Consider the following 23,060-nt stretch of genomic DNA (forward strand, 5'->3'; position numbering starts at 1 on the left):
TTGAGGCTTATCACGTTTAAATAATGGTGCGCGCGGGAGGATTCGAACCTCCGACCGCCTGGTTCGTAGCCAGGTACTCTATCCAGCTGAGCTACGCGCGCACTAAATCGGTGTAACAGCAACAAGCATTGAGGCTTATCACGTTTAAGTAATGGTGCGCGCGGGAGGATTCGAACCTCCGACCGCCTGGTTCGTAGCCAGGTACTCTATCCAGCTGAGCTACGCGCGCACTGTTCTTTCTTAGAGAAAGATATTCCTTTAAGCTATAAAAGGAAATAGTGCAGTCGACAAACCTTACCTTGCGATAATCGTTGACGAAAGCAAAATAAATGGCGGTGAAGGAGGGATTCGAACCCTCGATACGGGATAAACCGTATACTCCCTTAGCAGGGGAGCGCCTTCAGCCTCTCGGCCACCTCACCACACAAATCGGTGTGAATAACAAGTTTACCACTCATCATCCTAAATAATGGTGCGCGCGGGAGGATTCGAACCTCCGACCGCCTGGTTCGTAGCCAGGTACTCTATCCAGCTGAGCTACGCGCGCACTGGGTGCTTCTCGCTAAAGAAACACCATATTGATATCAACAAGGTTGCCATCAATAATAATGGCGGTGAAGGAGGGATTCGAACCCTCGATACGGGATAAACCGTATACTCCCTTAGCAGGGGAGCGCCTTCAGCCTCTCGGCCACCTCACCACACAAATCGGTGCGAATAACAAGTTTACCACTCATCACTCTAAATAATGGTGCGCGCGGGAGGATTCGAACCTCCGACCGCCTGGTTCGTAGCCAGGTACTCTATCCAGCTGAGCTACGCGCGCACTAAATGCCTTATATGGCTAACTTATCTTATCAAAATAAAACAAGTTGAAAGATGGCGGTGAAGGAGGGATTCGAACCCTCGATACGGGATAAACCGTATACTCCCTTAGCAGGGGAGCGCCTTCAGCCTCTCGGCCACCTCACCGTCTTTCGGGGGCTCATATTACTGTCAGCCAAAAATAAGTCAATCACTTTATTGATAAAAAATGACAATCACGAACCGCATGCGTACTTAATAATCAATGAGGTAATTAATACAACGTAAGCGTTGAATTATTCACTTACTTTTAACTTAATGGGGCCTGTAATTACTCGCGATTAAATAAATTTTTAAACGCATTCATTTATTACAAATACAAAAAAGGCCTAGTTTTATACCAGACCTTCTTCAAATTAATAGTTACCAGAACCCTGAGAGTCTGTTTCTTTTTCCGCTTGAATTCGCATGTAAATTTCTTCGCGGTGAACAGATACTTCTTTAGGTGCATTAACACCAATACGTACTTGGTTACCTTTAACACCTAAAACAGTTACGGTCACTTCATCACCGATCATTAGGGTTTCACCTACGCGACGTGTCAAAATTAACATTTATGTGCTCCTTGAGTCATCTCAATCTTATAAGAATTTAACGTTTACTATCCAATATTATTTACGACTTCGTAAATAGCCACTGCTCAAGAAACAGCGAGATATGATTGATTATCCAGACTTTGGCCGTCAACCACAAACCTTTTATGGATTAAATCTACAGCAGCGACATGATCATCATCATTAATTAACAAAGATAAACATTGTTTGTCACTCTGGTAAGTATGCACTTTAATGTTAGCCTCCTTTAACACCTTTTGAACTGAATCCAAATAGTGTTCCGTGTTATCTCCTACTAAGGAAAGAATGGAGACCATACCAATATGGCGCATTTTACTATCAAAAACTAGCTTCAAGCGTGCAATATCATCATTTACAACAACTATTTGTGATTTATTCTCATCACTTGCATGAGCAATAATCCACGCAGTTCCACCAAATAATGCTAAATGTTTGCTGATCTCAGTTTCTGGAAGCGCTATTTCAAGCAACGCATGTTGATTTTGTAACGCGATACCAATAATAGTTGATGAAACCATACTATCAAAATTTACTAGCGTCCCTTCACTATCATCAAAAGAAGAAAGTACACGAAGTGGAACGCGATGCTGGCAAGCATACTCAACAGATTGTAGCTGTAGTACTTTCGCACCCAAACGAGCCATTGACGTCATGTAGTCAAAATGAATGACATCGAGTCGTATTGCTGTAGGAACAATTCTTGGATCGGTAGAATAAACGCCATCAACATCAGTAAAGATCTGACATTCGTCTGCATCTAACGCACTTGCAATCGCTACTGCGGTGGTATCAGAACCACCGCGCCCCAATGTCGTAATATTGCCATCAATATCACGACCTTGAAAGCCAGCGACAATAACAATGTTATCGTCGCCAAGTAATGCGGTTATTCGCTGCGTTTCAACTTCACGAATAGTGGCATTATTAAATGCATTATCTGTTCGAATAACAACCTGATCAGCGATCAACGATACCGCACTGTAGCCACGTTTATTCAATGCCATGGCTAACAAGGCAATTGACACCTGCTCTCCCGCTGCAAGCAATACATCTAGCTCACGTGGTGTTGGTATTTCGTCTATTTGCTTGGCTAGACCTAATAAACGATTGGTCTCTCCAGCCATCGCAGAAAGAACAACGACAACTTGATGGCCAGACTGGCGTGCTTTTATCACACGCTCAGCCACCGCTTCAATTCGCTCTATTGAGCCAACCGATGTTCCACCAAATTTCTGCACTAATAGTGCCACATTACCTCTCCAGTAATTACAGTTTATCAGCTAGCCATGGTGCAACGGTTTCCAATGCCGCAGGTAATGCTGCAGCATCTGTACCACCAGCTTGCGCCATATCAGGACGACCACCGCCCTTGCCGCCAACTTGTTGAGCAACTAGGTTAACTAGTTCACCCGCTTTAACTTTGCCAATAAGATCTTTTGTTACACCTGCAATTAAGCCTACTTTGTCGTCGCTTACATTACCAAGTAGAACAACACCACTGCCTAGCTGATTTTTAAGTTCATCAACCATGCCACGAAGTGCTTTATTATCTGCGCCATTAAGTTTTGCGATTAAAACTTTAACGCCATTAATCTCTTGTGTTTGATTGATAAGTGTTGCGCCTTCTTGTGCCGCTAACTTATCTTTTAATTGTTGGATCTCTTTTTCAAGTTGCTTGCTGTGCGAAACTAATGCTTCCACTTTGCTTACAACTGATGCTGAATCAGATTTCACTAGACGAGCAGTCTTAGCTAGCATTACATCTTCGTTATGCATCGCTTCAATTGCCGCAGCGCCTGTTACCGCTTCGATACGACGAATACCAGCCGCGATACCGCTTTCAGATAGGATCTTAAATAGACCAATGTCACCAGTGCGAGTTGCGTGAATACCACCACAAAGCTCAGTTGAAAACTCACCCATGCTTAGTACGCGTACTTCATCATCGTATTTTTCGCCAAATAGTGCCATTGCACCTTTCGCTTTCGCCGCTTCGATGTCCATGATATTGGTTTCAATCGCATGGTTAGCACGGATTTGGTCGTTAACCATGGTTTCTACAGCGCGTAGTTGTTCTGGTTTAACGGCTTCTAGATTAGAGAAATCGAAACGTAGACCATCAGCTTTGACTAATGAACCTTTCTGAGCCACATGCTCACCCAAAATGTTACGCAGTGCTGCGTGCATTAGGTGTGTTGCTGAGTGGTTTAGGCTGATTGCTGCACGGCGCGTTGAATCTACAGACGCTGTTAGTTTTTGACCAACAGTTAGTGTACCTTCAGCAACTTGACCTTTATGACCAATTGCTGCACCAAACTTTTGCGTATCAGCAACGTTGAACAGTACACCTTCAGCAGTAAGAATACCGCTATCACCACACTGACCACCTGACTCTGCATAGAATGGTGTATTCGTGAGTACGACTAGCGCCTCTTCACCTGCATTTACGCTATCAACAGCAATACCATCACGGTATAGGGCAACAATTTCACCTTCACCGTCTGTTGCGCTGTAACCACAGAATTCTGTTTCAGCATCAACTTTGATTGCTGTGTTGTAATCAACACCAAAGTTACCCGCATCACGAGCACGTTGACGTTGTTCTTCCATTGCCGCTTCAAAACCGTCTTCATCAATAGTGAAGCCACGCTCACGAGCAACATCGTTGGTTAAATCAGCAGGGAAACCGTACGTATCGTATAGTTTAAATACTGTTTCACCATCAAGCACTTTACCGTCTAAGTTATCTAGTGCTTCGTTAAGAATTGTCAAACCTCGGTCAAGAGTACGACCAAAGTTGTCTTCTTCAATCTTAAGAACTTTTTCTACTAGTTCTTGCTGTGCTTTTAGCTCTTCACCAGCGGTACCCATGATCTCAGCAAGTGGACCTACAAGCTTGTAGAAGAATGCACCTTGTGCGCCTAGCTTGTTACCGTGACGCACTGCGCGACGGATAATACGACGAAGTACGTAACCACGACCTTCGTTTGACGGCATAACACCATCAGAGATCAAGTAAGCACATGAACGGATGTGGTCAGCCACAACGCGTAGTGATTGGTTAGACAGATCGTCAAAGCCGATCACTTTCGCCGCTTCTTTGATTAGCGTTTGGAAAATGTCGATTTCGTAGTTTGAATGTACGCCTTGCATAATTGCAGCAATACGCTCAATACCCATACCGGTATCAACAGAAGGCTTAGGTAGCGGTTCCATTGTACCGTCAGCTTGACGGTTGAACTGCATAAATACGTTGTTCCAGATCTCGATGAAACGGTCACCATCTTCTTCTGGTGTACCTGGACGTCCACCCCAAATGTGATCACCGTGATCGTAGAAAATTTCTGTACATGGACCACAAGGACCTGTATCCCCCATCTGCCAGAAGTTGTCAGACTCAAAAGGCTTGCCACCTTTCTTATCACCGATACGCACGATACGATCAGCTGGAATACCTATTTCTTTGTTCCAGATTTCAAATGCTTCGTCATCGGTTTCATACACAGTCACAACCAAACGATCAGCTGGCAGTTTAAGAACAGAGGTTAAAAATTCCCAAGCGTATGCAATTGCATCATGCTTGAAGTAATCGCCAAAGCTGAAGTTACCTAACATTTCGAAGAATGTATGATGACGCGCTGTAAAACCTACATTTTCAAGGTCGTTATGCTTACCACCTGCGCGTACACAGCGCTGAGCCGTTGTCGCTCGCGTGTAGCTGCGCTTTTCTAAACCTAAGAAAACATCTTTAAATTGGTTCATACCCGCGTTTGTGAACAACAATGTTGGGTCGTTCGCAGGTACAAGAGAGGAGCTTTCCACTATTTGGTGGCCTTTGCTCTCGAAAAACGCAAGATACGCACGGCGGATCTCATCAGTGCTCATGTACATTGGCAAATCCTGAATTAATGCTTTATTGAAAGACAGAAAATCATACTTATGTGATCTTCCTCCTCGCCTTTTTGGGTATGAAAAACATACTTTAGTTAAAAGGTCGAGCTGAGTAATCGAACTAAGATAAATTTTTTGGGGGCTATTGTAAAACAACGGCAGCAATAACTGAAAATGTTATATGGGAAAATGCATTAAATAATCCGATTATTTAATGCATTTGGTAGGTGATAGCTCAGGATTGAATGAGACGTTCGCGTAATTTATGAGATAAACACTTTTCGGCTACCTATTTCGAGATCTCTTTTGCTGATAAGCCTTGAACAGAGTTAAGAAGTGAAGAAACGATCGAATCACTATCAATACTTTCACCATTTAACACCCGCGCTAAAATATCACTAGCAAATTGCTGCGGTGAAATCACAATATCAGGATTCACACTTTTCACTTTATTAATATTTTTACTGTCATTTACCAATGCAACCGTACGTGCACTGCTTTCTAATTCAATCGCTGACAGCACAATAAAAGCATTATCAGCATCGTCATCACTTAATGCGAGCACCGCTTTTGCATTCATGACACCGGCTTGAGTTAAGATCTCACCGTCGCTGTAATCCCCCACTACAACATCTAAATCTTCAAGTAAATCCTTCGCTGCTTGTTGAGTGCGAGGAGATACGATCACGGTGATTGGTTGTTTACGAGAAGACAGTTGCTTTATTGTATTGATTGCAAGGCTAGATAAGCCACAAATAATAAAATGATTAGTTCTATTCATTTTTTTAGTATTACCTTTAACAAGTCGCTCAAAACCACTATGAACAACAGGACCTAATACTGATGTCGCCGATGTAGCAAAGACCGTGATACCAGACACTATGACTGAGATAGTAAATAATCGTGCAGGCTCCGAAACGGGAACAATATCACCATACCCCACTGTCGACATAGTTTCTATCGCGTAATAAAACGCGGTCAATAATGAGGTAATTTTAGGGTCAAAACCATCTCCAAAATACAGCGCACCATAGGTTGACGTGAGCATTAACGTGATCACGCTGATCAACGCAAAAATACTACCCGCAGCAACACTGCTTCTTGAAAAATGGCGACGAACTAGAAATAAAATTAATAAAGAAATTAAGCCATAGTGAATATTATAGGTCTGATCAGGGTGGATATGCGCGGTATAAAGCGTATCGATGATCATTAAAGTGAAACTGATCATCCACGATATTCGAGCTCTAAAAAAGAGTCCAATAGAGCTTAAAGCTATAAATACACCCAGCATGAAATAAGGCGCGTTAGTTAAAAAACTATGGTTAATTTGCTCATAATCTTTCACATTAAAGATCGCGATCAGATCAATCGGTAAACCATAAATAGTATGGAAAATTAAACCGCTATTAACCAATACAAATAATGCGACAAAAATATGCCTAATACTATAGAGCCATAACGCGAAACGCTTAAAAATGCGTCCTGTCCAATGTAATAACGAAAAACCGTCTTTCACTTTCTATATACCTATTAAGCGATATCAATGAGTTACCGTTATAGCTTAGTAAAAAATAACGTTCATTTATATTAAAACAAAATACAACACTAAGGAGGATCTAATTTTCATTCTATAACTAAAATACACCAGATATAAAAAAACCCAATCCTAAGATTGGGTTTCTTGATACGAATTAACGTAATTTAGAATGCTTCGTCTTCTTCAATATCACTATTTTTCTCGTCAACTTGATCACCCTCAGTCACAGGTGTTAGTAGCAAGTCACGTAATTTTTTCTCAATTTCTGCAGCAATTGCAGGGTTTTCGACCAAGTACTTACAAGAGTTTGCCTTACCTTGACCAATTTTATCACCTTGGTAACTATACCAAGCACCCGCTTTTTCTACTAACTTATGCTTAACACCCAAATCAATGAGCTCGCCGTTACGGTTGAAACCTTGACCATAAAGAATTTGAGTTTCAGCTTGCTTAAACGGTGCTGCAATTTTGTTTTTAACTACTTTAATACGTGTTTCGTTACCAACAACTTCGTCTCCTTCTTTGATTGCGCCAGTACGACGGATATCAAGACGAACAGATGCATAGAACTTCAGTGCATTACCACCAGTAGTCGTTTCAGGGTTACCGAACATCACACCAATCTTCATACGGATTTGGTTGATGAAGATACACATACAGTTTGACTGCTTAAGGTTGCCCGTTAACTTACGCATCGCTTGTGAAAGCATACGTGCTTGGAGACCCATGTGTGAGTCGCCCATTTCACCTTCGATTTCAGCTTTAGGTGTTAGAGCAGCCACTGAGTCAACAACGATTAAATCAACCGCGCCAGAGCGAGCTAATGCATCACAAATTTCAAGCGCTTGCTCACCTGTATCTGGCTGAGAAACTAATAGCTGATCGATATCAACACCTAGCTTCTGCGCATAGATAGGATCAAGTGCGTGTTCAGCATCGATGAAAGCACAGGTTTTTCCTTTACGCTGAGCTGCTGCAATCGTTTCAAGGGTTAAAGTTGTTTTACCAGATGATTCTGGACCGTAAATTTCTACAATACGTCCCATCGGTAAACCACCAGCACCGAGTGCAATATCTAACGATAATGAACCAGTTGAAATGGTTTCGATATCCATAGTACGGTTATCGCCCAACTTCATGATTGAACCTTTACCGAACTGCTTCTCAATCTGGCCTAACGCTGCGGCAAGAGCCTTTTGTTTGTTGTCGTCCATTCGACTCTCCAACGGATGCTAAAATGAAATGAGTGAAGTATTTCTATGCCGCCTAGTATACTGTCTATTCATACAGTGTCTATAGATGATCATAATTTTTTTGTTAAATGTGCATTAGCCTTGTGCTACTCCACCACACTTGATGCTCGTTCAAGCATGACAGACAATGCCTTAGCAATCGCTTGTAATCGTATATTTTTTCGATCGCCTTCAAAGTGGCAACACGTTGTTTGTCGCCAACCCGTTACATCAGCCCAACAAAACCAGACAGTACCGACAGGTTTTTCTTCACTGCCACCATCAGGGCCAGCAATGCCACTGATCGCCACACTGATATCTGCCCGTGAAGCCGCTAATGCGCCACAAGCCATTTCAAATACCACAGCTTCACTTACCGCACCAAATTCTGCTAACGTCGCGCTAGAAACACTTAACATTTCTTGCTTTGCTTCGTTGCTATAGGTAACAAACGAGCGATTAAACCAAGCAGAGCTGCCCGCAATTTCAGTGATCGCATAAGCAACACCACCTCCAGTACAAGATTCCGCTGTCGTTGCAACCCAATTTTTATTTTTTAATGCCTGACCTAAATCTGTCGCAAGTTGTTCTATATTCATTTTTATTTGCTCCTTGCTAGCGCTATCAACGTGAAATGCTCTCGATATTTCGTTTCATAATACGAATTACAATTTCTTTTCTCGACTTTACCCCTATCTAAGGCTAATGCAAATATCTAAAAAAACGTATTTCGCTACTTTGCCCTATAGCCAGATTCACGTATCCTTAGCGATCAAATATTCATGGGTCATGCTGTTATGTCGGCATGACCACGTTCAAGCAAGAGTAGGCAATATCGTGACGATAAAAGGCTTAGAAAAACATACACCTATGATGCAGCAGTTCTTAAGAATCAAAGCTGAGAACCCTGATATATTATTGTTCTATCGCATGGGTGATTTCTATGAAATGTTTTTTGATGATGCGAAACGTGCCTCTCAACTGCTTGATATTTCGCTAACCAAACGTGGCTCAACCAATGGCGAGCCTATTCCGATGGCCGGTGTGCCTTACCATGCGGTTGAAGGTTATTTAGCTAAATTGGTTCAGCAAGGTGTATCTGTTGCGATTTGTGAGCAAATTGGTGATCCGGCTACCAGTAAAGGCCCTGTTGAACGTAAAGTCGTACGTATCGTCACGCCAGGTACGGTCAGTGATGAGGCGTTACTCAACGAGCGACGTGATAACTTAATTGCCGCTATCTATACTGCAAATAATAAATTTGGCTACGCAACATTAGATATCACCTCTGGTCGCTTCATGCTCACAGAGCCAAACAGCGAAGAAGAAATGCAGGCTGAATTACAACGTACTAGTCCTGCTGAACTACTTTATCCTGAAGATTTTACCTACCTACATTTAGTAGAACCGTTTAAAGGCAAACGTCGTCGCCCTATTTGGGAGTTTGAATTAGATACCGCGCGCCAGCAACTCACTCTGCAATTTGGTACCCGTGATTTAATCGGCTTTGGGGTTGAGAATGCGGAGTTAGGGCTATGTGCGGCTGGCTGTTTAATGCAATATGTCAAAGACACCCAACGTACGGCATTACCACATATTCGTGCGATCACTTTAGATACTAAAGATCATGCGGTTATCTTAGATGCTGCGACACGTCGCAATTTAGAGTTAACGCAAAACCTTGCCGGTGGCTACGATAACACACTAGCTGCCGTCCTCGATCAAACCTCAACGCCGATGGGGAGTCGTTTATTAAAACGCTGGCTTCACCAACCTATTCGCGATCAAAAACAATTAAATGGTCGCCTAGATGCCATTGAAGCATTTAAAAATAGCGGCATGTTTGTCGATGTATCGGGCGTCTTGCGTCACATGGGTGACTTAGAACGTATTCTTGCGCGTCTTGCATTACGTTCAGCACGTCCACGCGATTTAGCACGCATGCGAACAGCAATGCAGTATCTACCAGAACTTGCTGAATTATTAGCGGAAATACCCCAAACACGCATTAACGACTTAGCCACTCACGCAGCGCCGATGGACGAGCTATGTGAATTACTTGAGCATGCCATTATTGAAAATCCACCGGTTATCATTCGTGATGGTGGCGTTCTTGCACCGGGTTATAACGCAGAACTTGATGAGTGGCGTGATTTAGCAGATGGCGCAACTAAATTCTTAGAAGAATTAGAAGCCAGTGAACGCGAACGTCACGACATCGACAGCCTAAAAGTGGGCTTCAACCAAGTACACGGTTTCTTTATTCAAGTAAGCCGTGGTCAAAGTCACTTAGTACCAAGTCATTATGTTCGTCGCCAAACACTGAAAAACGCAGAGCGTTACATCATCCCTGAGCTTAAAGAGCATGAAGATAAAGTCTTAAATTCTAAATCAAAAGCACTCGCTCTTGAGAAGAAGTTATGGGAAGAACTGTTTGATAAGCTATTGCCTCATCTTGAACAACTGCAAAATGCAGCAAGTGCATTATCAGAGCTTGATGTATTAACCAACCTTGCTGAACGTGCTGATAGCCTTAATTACTGTCGCCCTGAGTTAATGACAGAAACAGGTATTGAAATCACAGCAGGTCGTCACCCTGTCGTTGAGCATGTGCTAAGTGAACCGTTCATTGCCAACCCTATTTCGCTTCATCAAGACCGTCGTATGTTAATCATCACGGGTCCTAATATGGGGGGAAAATCAACCTATATGCGCCAAACCGCATTAATTGCGTTAATGGCACATGTTGGCTCTTTTGTCCCAGCTGAAGCGGTAAAAATTGGTCCATTAGATCGCATCTTTACCCGTATTGGTGCCTCTGATGACTTAGCATCTGGTCGCTCAACTTTCATGGTTGAAATGACAGAGACGGCTAATATTCTTCACAATGCGACCAAGCAAAGTTTAGTCTTAATGGATGAAATTGGTCGTGGTACTAGTACTTATGACGGCTTATCGCTGGCATGGGCAAGTGCAGAATGGCTCGCGGATAAAATCTCAGCCATGACACTTTTTGCGACTCATTACTTTGAATTGACTGAGCTGCCATCACTATTAACAGGGTTAGCTAACGTTCACCTTGATGCCGTTGAGCATGGTGATGAAATCGCCTTTATGCATGCGGTACAAGAAGGTGCCGCAAGCAAGTCTTATGGTTTAGCGGTAGCGAGCTTAGCTGGGGTGCCTAAGACGGTGATTAAACGCGCTAAGATAAAACTACAGCAATTGGAGGCATCAGGTCACCAACAAGCTCTGCAACCTAGCGAGATCACAACGGGCGCACCTAAAGAAGAGCATCAATTAAGTTTGATCCCAGAGCCGAGTGAAGTAGAAGAAGCTTTAGCAAACGTTAATCCTGATGAGTTAACACCACGTCAAGCACTTGATGAGCTCTATCGTTTAAAAGCGCTGCTTTAATTAAACATCATTAAAATCAGATACAATAAAGGACGCTGAAGCGTCCTTTTTTATTACTTTAAATTCATTATTGACTCTTAAAAAGTGATTTAAATAATTGTTAAAGCCATATTGAATCTAAACTTCTTGATTAAATAGTGATTCGATATTTAACCCTTGATGAGTCAACATATCACGCAAACGTCGTAAGCCTTCAACTTGTATTTGACGTACTCGTTCACGGGTTAAACCAATTTCTCGTCCCACATCTTCTAATGTTGATGCCTCATAACCTAATAGGCCAAATCGACGCGCTAACACTTCACGTTGTTTAGGGTTGAGTTCTTGTAACCAGTGAACAATAGAGTTTTTTATATCATCGTCTTGGGTTGATGATTCAGGACTGCCACCTTTCTCATCAGGAATAATATCAAGCAGTGCTTTTTCAGAATCCCCACCGATCGGATTATCGACCGAGCTCACACGCTCATTTAAGCGCAGCATACGGTTCACATCATCAACCGGTTTTTCCAGTTGTTGAGCGATATCTTCTGCTGTTGGCTCATGATCCAGCTTTTGTGCTAATTCACGTGCTGTACGTAAATAGACATTGAGCTCTTTAACGACATGGATTGGCAGCCGAATAGTACGGGTTTGATTCATGATAGCCCGTTCAATCGTTTGACGGATCCACCATGTGGCATAGGTAGAAAAACGGAATCCACGCTCGGGATCAAACTTCTCAACCGCACGGATCAGGCCTAAATTACCTTCTTCGACTAAGTCGAGTAACGCAAGTCCTCGGTTACTATAACGGCGTGATATTTTAACCACTAAACGAAGATTACTTTCAATCATACGTTTACGGGCGACTTCATCGCCTCTTAATGCGCGTCGTGCATACAATACTTCTTCTTCTGCGGTAAGTAAGGGCGAATAGCCAATTTCACCGAGATAGAGTTGAGTTGCATCCAGTGCTTTTTGAGTGGACTCATATTTGGCAAGTTCAGCATCATCTGTATCATCGGTTACAGGTGATGCTGCGGTAGTTTCAGAACTATCATCAGCAGACGTAGGTGCTGGTACATCAATATCCAGTTCTTCGTCTAAAGTGAATGAATCAAGGTTTGTGGCTGTGCTGCTTCTACTCATAGCGCCTCCCAGATGGCGAGTTAGCAAGACATTACAACTTCATCATGTCATCTCTTATTACTGCATCATTGATCTTTCACTTTTTACTTCGGTAAATAACGCATCGGATCGACGGATTTACCCTTATAGCGAATTTCAAAGTGTAGCCTTACACTGCTAGCCCCAGTGCTTCCCATGGAAGCTATCTTTTGCCCAGCTTTTACTTGTTGTTGTTCTTTTACGAAAATTTTGTCGTTGTGTGCATAAGCACTTAAGTAGTCTTCACCATGCTTAATAATGACTAAATTACCGTAACCCGGTAGCGCATCACCAGCATATACAACAAGACCTGCGGCAGTCGCCTTAATAGCTTCTCCTCGCGTACCTGCAATATCAATACCTCTATTGCCGTTATCTGAATTAGAAAAACCAGCAATAATTTTCCCTTTTACAGGCCAAGCCCATTTAGATGTTGCTGAACTTGTACTTGGCTTAGTTGTTACAGGTTTGTTAACTTTTGAGTTTTCAGAGTACTCTTTTGGTTTTGGCTGTGCAACCGTTTTATTGGTTGTTTTTTGCTCTGGTTGTTTAACAACTGGCTTTTTCGGTGTTGTTGGAGTGGTATTTACAACAGGAGGCTTGACCACAACAGGAGGCGTTGAAGAACTATATGATGAACTATTACTTCCACTAGAGAGCACTAAACGCTGGCCTGGATAGATAATATAAGGCTCTGATAGATTATTGATTTTCACAATATCTTTTACATTTTGCCCCGTAACATAGGAAATAAAATATAACGTATCTCCTTTCTTTACCGTGTATGAATTTCCTTTAAAACTACCACGCTCTAATTGTGAGTAATCTTTGCTGAGATTGGCAACCGGTGCTGGTGTATGACTACTACAAGCTGATAGCAGGATCATACTCGTCACCGCTAACAAGGAAGGTTGAATTATTTTTTTCATCATACACTCTGTATTCATGGTTTAAGCCAAATCTCCAGCCAATAAAGGCACAAATCTTACGGGTTCAATCACGGTTTCGCAAAATGCTTCGCCATTTCGAACAATCAATTTCAATTCTTGCTGTTGACAACCAACAGGTAAAATTAATCGTCCACCATCAACAAGTTGAGCAAGTAAGCTCTGGGGGATCTCACTTGCTGCAGCTGTCACGATAATCGCATCAAAGGGACCTTTGCTTGCCCATCCTTGCCAGCCATCGCCATGTTTGGTTGATATATTATGTAACTCTAACTGCTTGAAACGTCGTTTGGCCTGCCACTGCAACGCTTTAATTCGTTCAACCGAATAAACATGCTCAACCAGCTGTGCTAATACGGCGGTTTGATATCCAGAGCCAGTACCAATCTCTAATACAGAGGATTGATAGGTTAACCCTAGTAACTCTGTCATCCTTGCTACAATATAAGGCTGAGAAATCGTTTGTCCGCTACCTATGGGTAACGCATTGTTTTCGTATGCCTGATAGGAAAAAGCTTCATCAATAAAACGCTCTCGAGGCACTGTTGCAATCGCATTGAGAACACGTTGATTACTTATCCCTTTATTGTTTAAAAATGTTATCAAGCTATCTACTTGATTTTGATACCGCATGACTACTGGATCTCCACATTTTTCATCCAGCCCTCAATTCCAACCATGGCATCATGCGCGGTTAAATCGACTTGTAGAGGCGTGATTGATACCGCTCCTTGCTCTATCGCATAAAAGTCAGTACCAATACCAGCATCTTGGCATTGACCAGGAGGGCCTAACCAATATAGTGGTTGGCCTCTTGGGTCATGCTCTTTGATCATATTTTCAGCACGATGTCTTGCCCCAAGACGAGTGACTTGCCAAGCTTTAAGTTGCTCAAAAGGTACATCAGGCACATTAATATTTAATATATTGTTGCTGGGTAATGGCTGCTTAGATAGCTGTTCAATCACTTGTTTCACAACCTTTGCTGCCGTTATAAAGTGTGTATTACCAACAAGTGATACTGCAATAGCAGGAACACCTAGAAAGTGCCCTTCTGTTGCCGCTGCCACAGTACCGGAATACAGCACGTCATCACCTAAATTAGCGCCATGATTGATCCCTGCAACGACAATATCGGGACGTTCATCCAACCATTCATTCAGTGCAAAATGCACACAATCAGTTGGCGTTCCTTGTACTGAAATACGGTTTTCAGCTTCTTGTCGAATACGCAGTGGATAATCTAAGGTCAATGAATTTGAAGCACCCGATCGATTTCGATCGGGTGCAACCACAATTACATCGGCCAGTTGGCTTAATTCTTTTGCAAGTGTATTGATGCCTTCGGCAAAAATGCCATCATCATTGCTGATCAATATTCTCATCATTCACAACCTCAGAGTTAAGTGGCATGATTAACTCACGCACTACCGAGGTGGCAAAACTACCAGCAGGCAGAGCAAATGAAACAATCAAATCTTTGTCTTCAAAATGCCATTGCATATTATTAGGCATTAATAATAATGCGCGACGATCATGACGCATTCGGTTATCTCGAACAAGCTTAACCAATGCAGGTTCTTGTTCAACAATTGCTAACTCAAATGCTTGTGCTTCAGCTTGAGTTGGCAGAGCATTATCACCAAGCAACGGACCGGTAATAGCTACCTCGCCACTATTGACTTGCTGTTGGAGTCCATCAGTTACCACATCAGCAACAAACGTGCGCTCATCGCCTGCCATTTGTAAGCAATCGCCTGCCATAATGGTTGAGGTTAAACCTTGCTCAATTCGCTTTGATAATACTTGGTTAAACATCCAAGAACGTGCTGCTGATAAGTAAAAACTTCGCTTACTCTTATCACGTACACGGAATTCATCATTGCCCCAAGCACGTGCTTTAACCACGTTATTACCACCATGACCAAAACGCTGCTCACCAAAATAGTTTGCAACACCTTGTGCTTTGATCATTTCCAGACGCTCAGTTAATGCATTAAGGTTATCTAGATCAGTAAGGCGTAATTGGAACCAGTTCCCCGCTAAATCACCTGGGCGTAATTTTTTATCATGGCGTGTCACTTCAAGAATTTCGACACCTGGATGTTCAGCTTCAAATTGGCTTAAATCAGGATCAGCTTTACCCGGTAAGTGAACGCTTAACCATTGCTCAGTGATTGCATGGCGATCTTTCAACCCAGCCCAGCTAACATCACGTGATTTAACACCACATGCTTTAGCTAACTCATTCACTACATATTTGGTGTTTTCACCGACTTTGCGAATTTTCACCATCAGGTGCTCGCCTGTACCGCTAAATTTAAAACCAAGTTCTTCATTAACGATGAAGTCCTGAGGACTGGCTTTAAGACGTCCGTGACAGATTGGCTTTGCATGTAGCCAATTAAAACAATCCATTATATTTTCTGCAGTGTTGGAGTGAGACATAAGCTCAAGATACCTTTTTAATTAAAACAACCGCTTCACAAGCAATGCCTTCTTTACGTCCAGTAAAACCTAAACGTTCAGAGGTCGTTGCTTTAACATTTACATTGGTGATATCTGTTTCCAGATCGTCTGCAATCGCTTGACACATCGCATCAATATACGGCGCCATTTTTGGCGCTTGTGCAATAATAGTAACGTCTACATTACCAAGTCTGTAACCTTGTGCTTTAACTTTACTGTAGACATCACGTAATAAAAATCGGCTATCAGCACCAGCCCATTCCGCATCTGTATCGGGAAAATGACGACCAATATCCCCTGCGCCTATTGCGCCAAGTAATGCATCACATACCGCGTGTAGTGCAACATCACCATCAGAATGAGCGATCAGACCTTGCTCATAAGGGATCGCTACCCCACCAATAATTACCGGGCCTTCACCACCAAATTTATGAACATCAAAACCATGACCAATTCGCATTATGGTTATTCCTTTAATAATTGTCGTAGGTAGAACTCAGCTAAAGCTAAATCTTCAGGTTGGGTTACTTTTAGATTATCCGCACGCCCTTTCACCAACACGGGGGAAAAACCACAAAATTCAAGCGCAGAGGCTTCATCAGTGATCACCGCCTTTTTTGCTAAAGCGGTCGTTAACGCATCACGTAGCTGACCGACACGAAACATTTGAGGTGTTAATGCATGCCATAGTTGCTCACGGTCAACGGTGTGATCAATCACTGCTCGTGTATTTGAATTAACAGTACTGCGTTTCATGGTATCGCGTACTGGCGTGGCAAGGATTGCACCATATTCAGACGTTTCAGCCGCAGCCATTAATTGACGAAGATCTTCGATACGTACACAAGGGCGAGCGGCATCATGTACCATCACCCAAGCGTTATCATCATTGATTGCAGCTAAGCCTGAAAATACCGAATCCACACGCTCATTACCACCATCAACCACAGTGATGCGAGGATCGCTCGCTAATGGTAACGTTGAAAAGTAAGGATCGTTCCTACTCACCGCAACCACAACATGTTGGACTTCAGGCAAGCTTAATAACCGCTCAACCGAATGTTCTAGAATAGTTTTACCAGCAATCGTTAAATATTGCTTAGGACGATCAGCGGCCATTCGGCTACCAATCCCTGCAGCAGGTACAATAGCAATGCATTTATCGATCATGAAAGGTTATCTCATCACTTAACTAAAATATGTAATTAGTTACTATCACTAACAACACGAATAAATGTTTCCCCTGGTTTTACCAAACCAAGATCGGTACGTGCACGCTCTTCCACAGCTTCTTTGCCGCCATGAAGATCTTTGATCTCCGCATACATTTGCTGATTACGCTGATGTAATTCGGCATTAGCGGCTTGTTGTAAGCTTACGCTCTCTGTGACAGCGGTAAATTCTTTCATACCGTTTTTGCCATACCAGAAATCATATTGTAGCCAAGCGATAAGAACCAATAATACAATAATAAACAGGCGCATACTTCTCCCTGCGACATAATTTTAAACAGCAAGCTGCATTCCGATTATTGAATAAACCTAAATAATTGGAATACATTTTGCGAGTCAGCAATAATCCCATAATCAGTCAATGGTGACTACTATTATGCCATGAGACTTTACATCTCCCTTACTTAGCCCTTCTTTTTGTTGAAAATAAAAACAGCATTCATGACAACAATACAAAATAAGCATTGATTCCTGCATAAATATTGATGCCGCTTAGTGATGCGTTTTTTATTTTAGCGATAAAAAAACCGCCTCTTGCAAGGCGGTTTTATTTACCAAATTGAGTAAACTCAATCATCGCTTAATAAAAAATTAAGCTTGGCCTTTAACTTCTTTAAGACCGTTGAAAGGAGCACGCTCACCTAGTGCTTCTTCGATACGGATAAGTTGGTTGTACTTAGCAACACGGTCAGAACGGCTCATAGAACCCGTTTTGATTTGACCTGCAGCAGTACCTACCGCTAGATCAGCGATAGTTGCGTCTTCTGTCTCGCCTGAACGGTGAGAGATAACAGCAGTGTAACCAGCGTCTTTAGCCATCTTAATAGCAGCTAGAGTTTCAGTTAGAGAACCGATTTGGTTAAGCTTGATTAGGATTGAGTTAGTGATACCTTTCTCAATACCTTCCGCGAAAATCTTAGTGTTTGTAACGAATAGATCGTCACCTACTAGTTGAATTTTGTCACCTAGTAGTTCAGTTTGGTGCTTGAAGCCAGCCCAATCTGATTCGTCTAGACCATCTTCGATAGAAACGATCGCTGGGAACTTCTCAGTTAGATCTTTAAGGAAGTAGTTGAACTCTTCTGAAGTGAATTGCTTACCTTCACCTTTAAGATCGTAGATGCCTTGCTCTTTGTTGTAGAACTCAGATGCAGCACAGTCCATTGCTAGAGTAATATCAGTACCTAGCTCGTAACCTGCAGCTTCAACAGCTTCTTTAATTGCTTTAAGAGCAGCTTCGTTTGACTCTAGGTTTGGTGCGAAACCACCTTCGTCACCTACCGCTGTGCTCATGCCCTTAGACTTAAGAACTTTAGCTAGGCTGTGGAATACTTCAGAACCCATACGTACAGCTTCACGAAGTGTCTTAGCACCTACTGGCTGAATCATGAACTCTTGAATATCAACAGTGTTATCTGCGTGCTCACCACCGTTGATGATGTTCATCATAGGTAGAGGCATAGAGAACTGACCAGCAGTACCGTTTAGCTCTGCAATGTGCTCGAATAAAGGCATGCCTTTAGATGCCGCAGCAGCTTTTGCGTTAGCTAGTGATACAGCTAGGATTGCGTTAGCACCGAAGTTTGATTTGTTTTCAGTACCGTCAAGGTCGATCATAACTTGGTCGATTGCAGCTTGGTCTTTTGCATCTTGGCCGATTAGTGCTTCAGCGATTGGACCATTTGCAGCAGCAACAGCTTTCAGAACGCCTTTGCCTAGGAAACGAGATTTATCACCATCACGAAGCTCTAGAGCTTCACGAGAACCAGTTGAAGCACCAGATGGCGCAGCAGCCATACCTACGAAACCACCTTCTAGGTGAACTTCAGCTTCAATTGTTGGGTTACCACGTGAGTCAATGATTTCACGAGCTAGAACTTTAACGATCTTAGACATTGTGTTTCCTCTTGCTTTATCTTCAAATTAAAAGCTAAAAAAATAGCTGTAGCCATAACAACTACAGCTATCAGTAATCCTTACTGGTTAAGCTCACCACGGTGGTATGCACCCGCCGCTTTTACAAAACCTTCAAACAATGGGTGCCCATCACGAGGTGTCGATGTGAACTCAGGGTGGAACTGTGCAGCTACGAACCAAGGGTGATTCGGAACTTCAATAATTTCAACAAGTTTCTTGTCAGCAGACAAACCAGATACTTTTAGACCTGCTTTTTCAAGCTTAGGTAGTAAAGTGTTGTTTACTTCGTAACGGTGACGGTGACGCTCATGGATCGTTGGCTGACCGTATAACGTACGCGCTTTAGAACCATCTTGTAGATGACATAGCTGAGAGCCAAGGCGCATTGTACCGCCTAGATCTGATTTCTCAGTACGCTCTTCAACTTTACCTTCACTATCAATCCACTCAGTAATAAGACCAACGACTGGATATTTAGTTTCAGCATTAAATTCAGTTGAATGCGCATCAGACATTTTGGCTACATTTCGAGCAAATTCGATTAATGCTACCTGCATACCTAAACAAATACCTAGGTATGGAATATTATTTTCACGTGCGTATTGAGCAGTAAGGATCTTACCTTCAACACCACGGCTACCAAAACCACCTGGAACCAAGATTGCATCAAGGCCAGCCAGTACTTCTGTACCTTTTGACTCAACATCTTGAGAATCGATGTATTTGATTTTTACTGATAGACGATTTTTCAGGCCCGCGTGTTTAAGTGCTTCGTTAACTGACTTATATGCGTCTGGCAGTTCAATGTACTTACCAACCATACCAATAACGACTTCAGAGGTAGGGTTCGCTTCTTCATAAATAACTTGTTCCCACTCAGAAAGATCAGCTTCTGGTGCTGTAATACCAAAGCGCTTACACACTAAATCATCAAGACCTTGAGACTTAATTAATTGTGGGATTTTGTAGATTGAATCTACATCTTTCATTGAGATAACAGCTTTTTCCTGCACGTTACAGAACAGGGCAATTTTTGCACGCTCATTGGCAGGGATCATACGATCAGAACGACACACTAAGATGTCTGGCTGAATACCAATAGAAAGAAGTTCTTTTACTGAGTGCTGAGTTGGCTTAGTTTTCACTTCGCCAGCCGCTGCTAGGTAAGGAACAAGTGTCAAGTGCATGAACATGGTGTTTTCACGACCTTGCTCTACGGCTAATTGACGAATAGCTTCCATAAATGGGAGTGATTCAATATCACCCACAGTACCGCCTACTTCAACGATTGCTACATCATGACCTTCAGCACCCGCTAACACGCGAGATTTGATTTCATTAGTGATATGAGGAATTACCTGAATCGTTGCACCTAAGTAATCACCACGACGCTCTTTGCGTAATACGTCTGCGTACACACGACCAGCTGTAAAGTTATTACGCTTAGTCATCTTGGTACGAATGAAACGCTCGTAGTGACCTAAGTCTAGGTCAGTCTCTGCACCGTCTTCCGTAACGAATACTTCGCCGTGTTGAATTGGGCTCATTGTGCCTGGATCAACGTTGATGTAAGGGTCAAGCTTCATCATAGTCACGTTAAGACCACGTGCTTCTAAAATCGCTGCAAGTGATGCAGCAGCAATGCCTTTACCTAGAGAGGAAACTACTCCGCCCGTAACAAAAATGTAATTCGTAGTCATGTTTAACCTGGAAGATTGGTGTAGAGGATAAATGTATCTGGACGGGAAATTAGTATACCAGACACCATTTATCGCCACAACGTGAAAACTATCACACCGCCATTTGATTTTTTTTGCTTCAAATCAAGTAAGCGTTATGCCACTGAAATATCAAGCTTTAACAACCAAAACAATACCATAATGGTATAATGCATTTAAAAATCATGCTGAATTTTTAATTACTGATTTTTACTTTCTTTATCTTTAACACTATTCCATGCTTCATCTAGCTCAGTTAATGAACACTGACTAATGATCTTTCCTTGTTCTAGCACACTTTCTTCCACTTGGCGAAAACGCTTTTCAAATTTTTTATTAGCTTTTTGTAATGCCATCTCTGGTTTTACTTTTAAATGACGACTTAAATTCACCACTGAAAATAGTAGATCACCGAGCTCTTCTTCTATTCGTTGTTGTTCTGGCACCGCTTGAATCACTTCGTCCATCACTTCATCAAGCTCTTCTTTTACTTTATCAACCACTGGTGCTAATTCATCCCAATCAAAACCAACATTCGCGCAGCGTTTTTGAATTTTATCAGCACGCATTAATGCCGGTAATGCGTTTGGAATATTAGCAAGCAAGCTCACATCTTGCTCTTTAGCTGCGCGCTCTTTGGCTTTTTCGGCTTCCCAGTTTTGTTGAACGGCTGCTTCATCATCAAAATCAGCATTACTAAAAACATGGGGATGACGACGGACCAGCTTTTCACTTATGCCTGCCACTACATCGTCAAATTCAAACAACCCTTGTTCTTTGGCCATCTGACTATAAAAAACAACTTGAAACAATAAATCACCTAATTCTTCTTTTACATCGTTCCAGTTTTTCTGCTCGATGGCATCAGCCACTTCATAGGCTTCTTCAAGGGTATAGGGAACGATTGAATCAAAGTTTTGTTTCAAATCCCACGGACAACCACGATGTGGGTCTCGCAACTGAGACATAATTGCTAATAATTGTTCCATCTGAGATGCTTTTTTATTTTCCATACCATCAACTCTTTAAAAATGGCGCTTTCAGCTGCTAACTTTAAAGCGCCAAAACTTCGATAGTTAATACTAGAAAACTAATTTAGAAATTCATAGCAACGATCAATCATCATCATGTTGGCAATGCTCATGTTGCTTATGATGATCTCTAGCATGAGCACAATTTTCATGTCCATTATCACCATCATAATGATGATTATCACATCGATGTTGATGTGACTCATGGCGATGGTGTCTACACCCTTGGTGATGTGAATCATGGTGTTGGCAATCAGAGTGATGAGAGCACGTGTGATTAGAAGAATCTACGCTATAAGACTCTGCTAACGCATAGTTTGGCAACAGAAATGACATTAACAATAACAGTACTATTGTAAGACTTTTTTCTCTAATCATGCTTAATACATTCGACTTCATAATACCCCCGTTAATTATTTAAACGTTACTTTATCTGCACCCACTTTCATTCCCTGCAGGCAAAGAATAAAAAACAGCAATTGTTTGATGTCATCACTAGGTACATTGATAAAATTATTATCAGGAATAAGAAATGTTGAAATAAGTAATAAAACACTCGTAATACTATTTTTAGTTAATAATTTTAATAGTAAATTTTTCATAATAGTTCTCTTGCCGCTTTATTTATAAAGCAACATCATTAATTAATAACAATCATCACTCATCTATATAATTAAGATGGGATAATTAATTTGTGAAATTAACACTTACTTTGAATCCAATTTAGATCCAGAAATAAGCAAACTATTAGGCAATAGGAGGGCGATAAATTGATTTTATAACGGCAAGAACAAGCGACTCTTGAAGATATTCAATCGGTAACAGCTTACTGACACGAGTGATAATAAGCGGAGAAAAAGAGAGTAGATGAAATGGATTACTGCCAGTACGAGGCAGTACTCGACAACATGAGCACTGTGAACAATCATTACAACTATTCTCACATTGCAAACTACAGTGATGAGATTGTTGAGTAGCCGTTTGCTGGTATTGCAGTTCGCTCTTAATATTACTTGCTAAATTAGCAACATTAGAGACTTGAACATTTTGACTCATATACGCAGCATTCACACTACTA

Annotated in this window: 20 protein-coding genes and 7 tRNA genes; 1 reads left to right on the forward strand and 26 read right to left on the reverse strand. The window is 42.0% G+C overall.

Features of this window, described 5'->3' with window-relative positions:
* Nucleotides 1-24: 24 nt before the first annotated feature.
* The 13 genes from C9J46_RS06165 to pncC form a co-directional block, all read right to left on the reverse strand.
* Nucleotides 25-101, reverse strand: a tRNA-Arg gene (locus C9J46_RS06165).
* A 51-nt stretch (nt 102-152) separates the two neighbouring features.
* A tRNA-Arg gene (locus tag C9J46_RS06170) sits at nt 153-229 on the reverse strand.
* A gap of 101 nt (nt 230-330) precedes the next feature.
* Nucleotides 331-422, reverse strand: a tRNA-Ser gene (locus tag C9J46_RS06175).
* 48 nt (nt 423-470) lie between these two features.
* Nucleotides 471-547: transfer RNA gene (locus tag C9J46_RS06180), tRNA-Arg, on the reverse strand.
* 62 nt (nt 548-609) lie between these two features.
* Nucleotides 610-701 (reverse strand) — tRNA-Ser (locus C9J46_RS06185).
* 48 nt (nt 702-749) lie between these two features.
* Nucleotides 750-826, reverse strand: a tRNA-Arg gene (locus C9J46_RS06190).
* 54 nt (nt 827-880) lie between these two features.
* Nucleotides 881-972: transfer RNA gene (locus C9J46_RS06195), tRNA-Ser, on the reverse strand.
* Between the two features lie 248 nt (nt 973-1,220).
* The gene (gene csrA / locus C9J46_RS06200) at nt 1,221-1,418 is read right to left on the reverse strand and encodes a carbon storage regulator CsrA (protein ID WP_005371488.1); all 198 of its coding nucleotides are present in this window, start codon (nt 1,416-1,418) and stop codon (nt 1,221-1,223) included.
* Between the two features lie 86 nt (nt 1,419-1,504).
* A complete protein-coding gene (locus tag C9J46_RS06205; RefSeq protein ID WP_107206644.1) occupies nt 1,505-2,689 on the reverse strand; it encodes an aspartate kinase in 1,185 nt (394 codons plus the stop codon).
* Between the two features lie 16 nt (nt 2,690-2,705).
* A complete protein-coding gene (gene alaS / locus C9J46_RS06210; RefSeq protein ID WP_107290676.1) occupies nt 2,706-5,330 on the reverse strand; it encodes an alanine--tRNA ligase in 2,625 nt (874 codons plus the stop codon).
* Nucleotides 5,331-5,619: 289 nt separating this feature from the next.
* The gene (gene kch, locus C9J46_RS06215; RefSeq protein ID WP_107206642.1) at nt 5,620-6,849 is read right to left on the reverse strand and encodes a voltage-gated potassium channel protein; all 1,230 of its coding nucleotides are present in this window, start codon (nt 6,847-6,849) and stop codon (nt 5,620-5,622) included.
* 185 nt (nt 6,850-7,034) lie between these two features.
* Nucleotides 7,035-8,084, reverse strand: coding sequence for a recombinase RecA (gene recA / locus C9J46_RS06220; protein WP_107246402.1), 1,050 nt, complete (start codon nt 8,082-8,084; stop codon nt 7,035-7,037).
* Nucleotides 8,085-8,209: 125 nt separating this feature from the next.
* Nucleotides 8,210-8,701, reverse strand: coding sequence for a nicotinamide-nucleotide amidase (gene pncC / locus C9J46_RS06225; RefSeq protein WP_107206640.1), 492 nt, complete (start codon nt 8,699-8,701; stop codon nt 8,210-8,212).
* 238 nt (nt 8,702-8,939) lie between these two features.
* Between pncC and mutS the strand changes: the two genes are divergently transcribed.
* A complete protein-coding gene (mutS, locus tag C9J46_RS06230; RefSeq protein ID WP_107206639.1) occupies nt 8,940-11,519 on the forward strand; it encodes a DNA mismatch repair protein MutS in 2,580 nt (859 codons plus the stop codon).
* A 117-nt stretch (nt 11,520-11,636) separates the two neighbouring features.
* Here the strand turns inward: mutS and rpoS are convergent, their stop codons facing one another.
* The 13 genes from rpoS to C9J46_RS06300 form a co-directional block, all read right to left on the reverse strand.
* A complete protein-coding gene (gene rpoS, locus C9J46_RS06235) occupies nt 11,637-12,650 on the reverse strand; it encodes an RNA polymerase sigma factor RpoS (RefSeq protein WP_107206638.1) in 1,014 nt (337 codons plus the stop codon).
* 83 nt (nt 12,651-12,733) lie between these two features.
* Entirely contained in the window at nt 12,734-13,597 is an 864-nt protein-coding gene (locus C9J46_RS06240; RefSeq protein WP_107206637.1) for a peptidoglycan DD-metalloendopeptidase family protein, read from the reverse strand.
* Nucleotides 13,598-13,618: 21 nt separating this feature from the next.
* A complete protein-coding gene (locus C9J46_RS06245; RefSeq protein ID WP_005371478.1) occupies nt 13,619-14,248 on the reverse strand; it encodes a protein-L-isoaspartate(D-aspartate) O-methyltransferase in 630 nt (209 codons plus the stop codon).
* A gap of 2 nt (nt 14,249-14,250) precedes the next feature.
* Nucleotides 14,251-15,000, reverse strand: coding sequence for a 5'/3'-nucleotidase SurE (gene surE, locus C9J46_RS06250; protein WP_107206636.1), 750 nt, complete (start codon nt 14,998-15,000; stop codon nt 14,251-14,253).
* Nucleotides 14,978-16,033 carry a tRNA pseudouridine(13) synthase TruD gene (gene truD, locus C9J46_RS06255; protein ID WP_107260270.1) on the reverse strand — a complete coding sequence of 352 codons (1,056 nt, stop codon included), beginning with the start codon at nt 16,031-16,033 and terminating at the stop codon, nt 14,978-14,980. The genes surE and truD overlap by 23 nt, the downstream gene beginning before the upstream one ends.
* Nucleotides 16,034-16,067: 34 nt before the next feature.
* Nucleotides 16,068-16,544, reverse strand: a complete 477-nt coding sequence (gene ispF, locus C9J46_RS06260) for a 2-C-methyl-D-erythritol 2,4-cyclodiphosphate synthase (RefSeq protein ID WP_107287294.1) — start codon at nt 16,542-16,544, stop codon at nt 16,068-16,070.
* A gap of 5 nt (nt 16,545-16,549) precedes the next feature.
* Nucleotides 16,550-17,254 (reverse strand): 2-C-methyl-D-erythritol 4-phosphate cytidylyltransferase, encoded by a 705-nt coding sequence (ispD, locus tag C9J46_RS06265; RefSeq protein ID WP_107206634.1) that lies wholly within the window; start codon nt 17,252-17,254, stop codon nt 16,550-16,552.
* Nucleotides 17,255-17,289: 35 nt separating this feature from the next.
* The gene (gene ftsB / locus C9J46_RS06270; protein WP_005371471.1) at nt 17,290-17,568 is read right to left on the reverse strand and encodes a cell division protein FtsB; all 279 of its coding nucleotides are present in this window, start codon (nt 17,566-17,568) and stop codon (nt 17,290-17,292) included.
* Between the two features lie 339 nt (nt 17,569-17,907).
* Nucleotides 17,908-19,212, reverse strand: coding sequence for a phosphopyruvate hydratase (eno, locus tag C9J46_RS06275; protein ID WP_005371469.1), 1,305 nt, complete (start codon nt 19,210-19,212; stop codon nt 17,908-17,910).
* Nucleotides 19,213-19,292: 80 nt separating this feature from the next.
* The gene (locus C9J46_RS06280; RefSeq protein WP_107206633.1) at nt 19,293-20,933 is read right to left on the reverse strand and encodes a CTP synthase; all 1,641 of its coding nucleotides are present in this window, start codon (nt 20,931-20,933) and stop codon (nt 19,293-19,295) included.
* A gap of 218 nt (nt 20,934-21,151) precedes the next feature.
* Nucleotides 21,152-21,964 carry a nucleoside triphosphate pyrophosphohydrolase gene (gene mazG, locus C9J46_RS06285; RefSeq protein ID WP_107246394.1) on the reverse strand — a complete coding sequence of 271 codons (813 nt, stop codon included), beginning with the start codon at nt 21,962-21,964 and terminating at the stop codon, nt 21,152-21,154.
* A 431-nt stretch (nt 21,965-22,395) separates the two neighbouring features.
* On the reverse strand, nt 22,396-22,584 hold the full coding sequence (locus C9J46_RS06295) for a hypothetical protein (RefSeq protein ID WP_107246391.1): 189 nt from the start codon (nt 22,582-22,584) through the stop codon (nt 22,396-22,398).
* Between the two features lie 145 nt (nt 22,585-22,729).
* Nucleotides 22,730-23,038: a hypothetical protein gene (locus C9J46_RS06300; RefSeq protein ID WP_146144661.1), complete on the reverse strand. Its 309-nt coding sequence runs from the start codon at nt 23,036-23,038 to the stop codon at nt 22,730-22,732.
* Between the last annotated feature and the right edge of the window lie 22 nt (nt 23,039-23,060).

It is taken from the genome of Photobacterium sp. GB-36 (genome assembly GCF_003026135.1).
Classification (GTDB): Bacteria; Pseudomonadota; Gammaproteobacteria; order Enterobacterales; family Vibrionaceae; genus Photobacterium.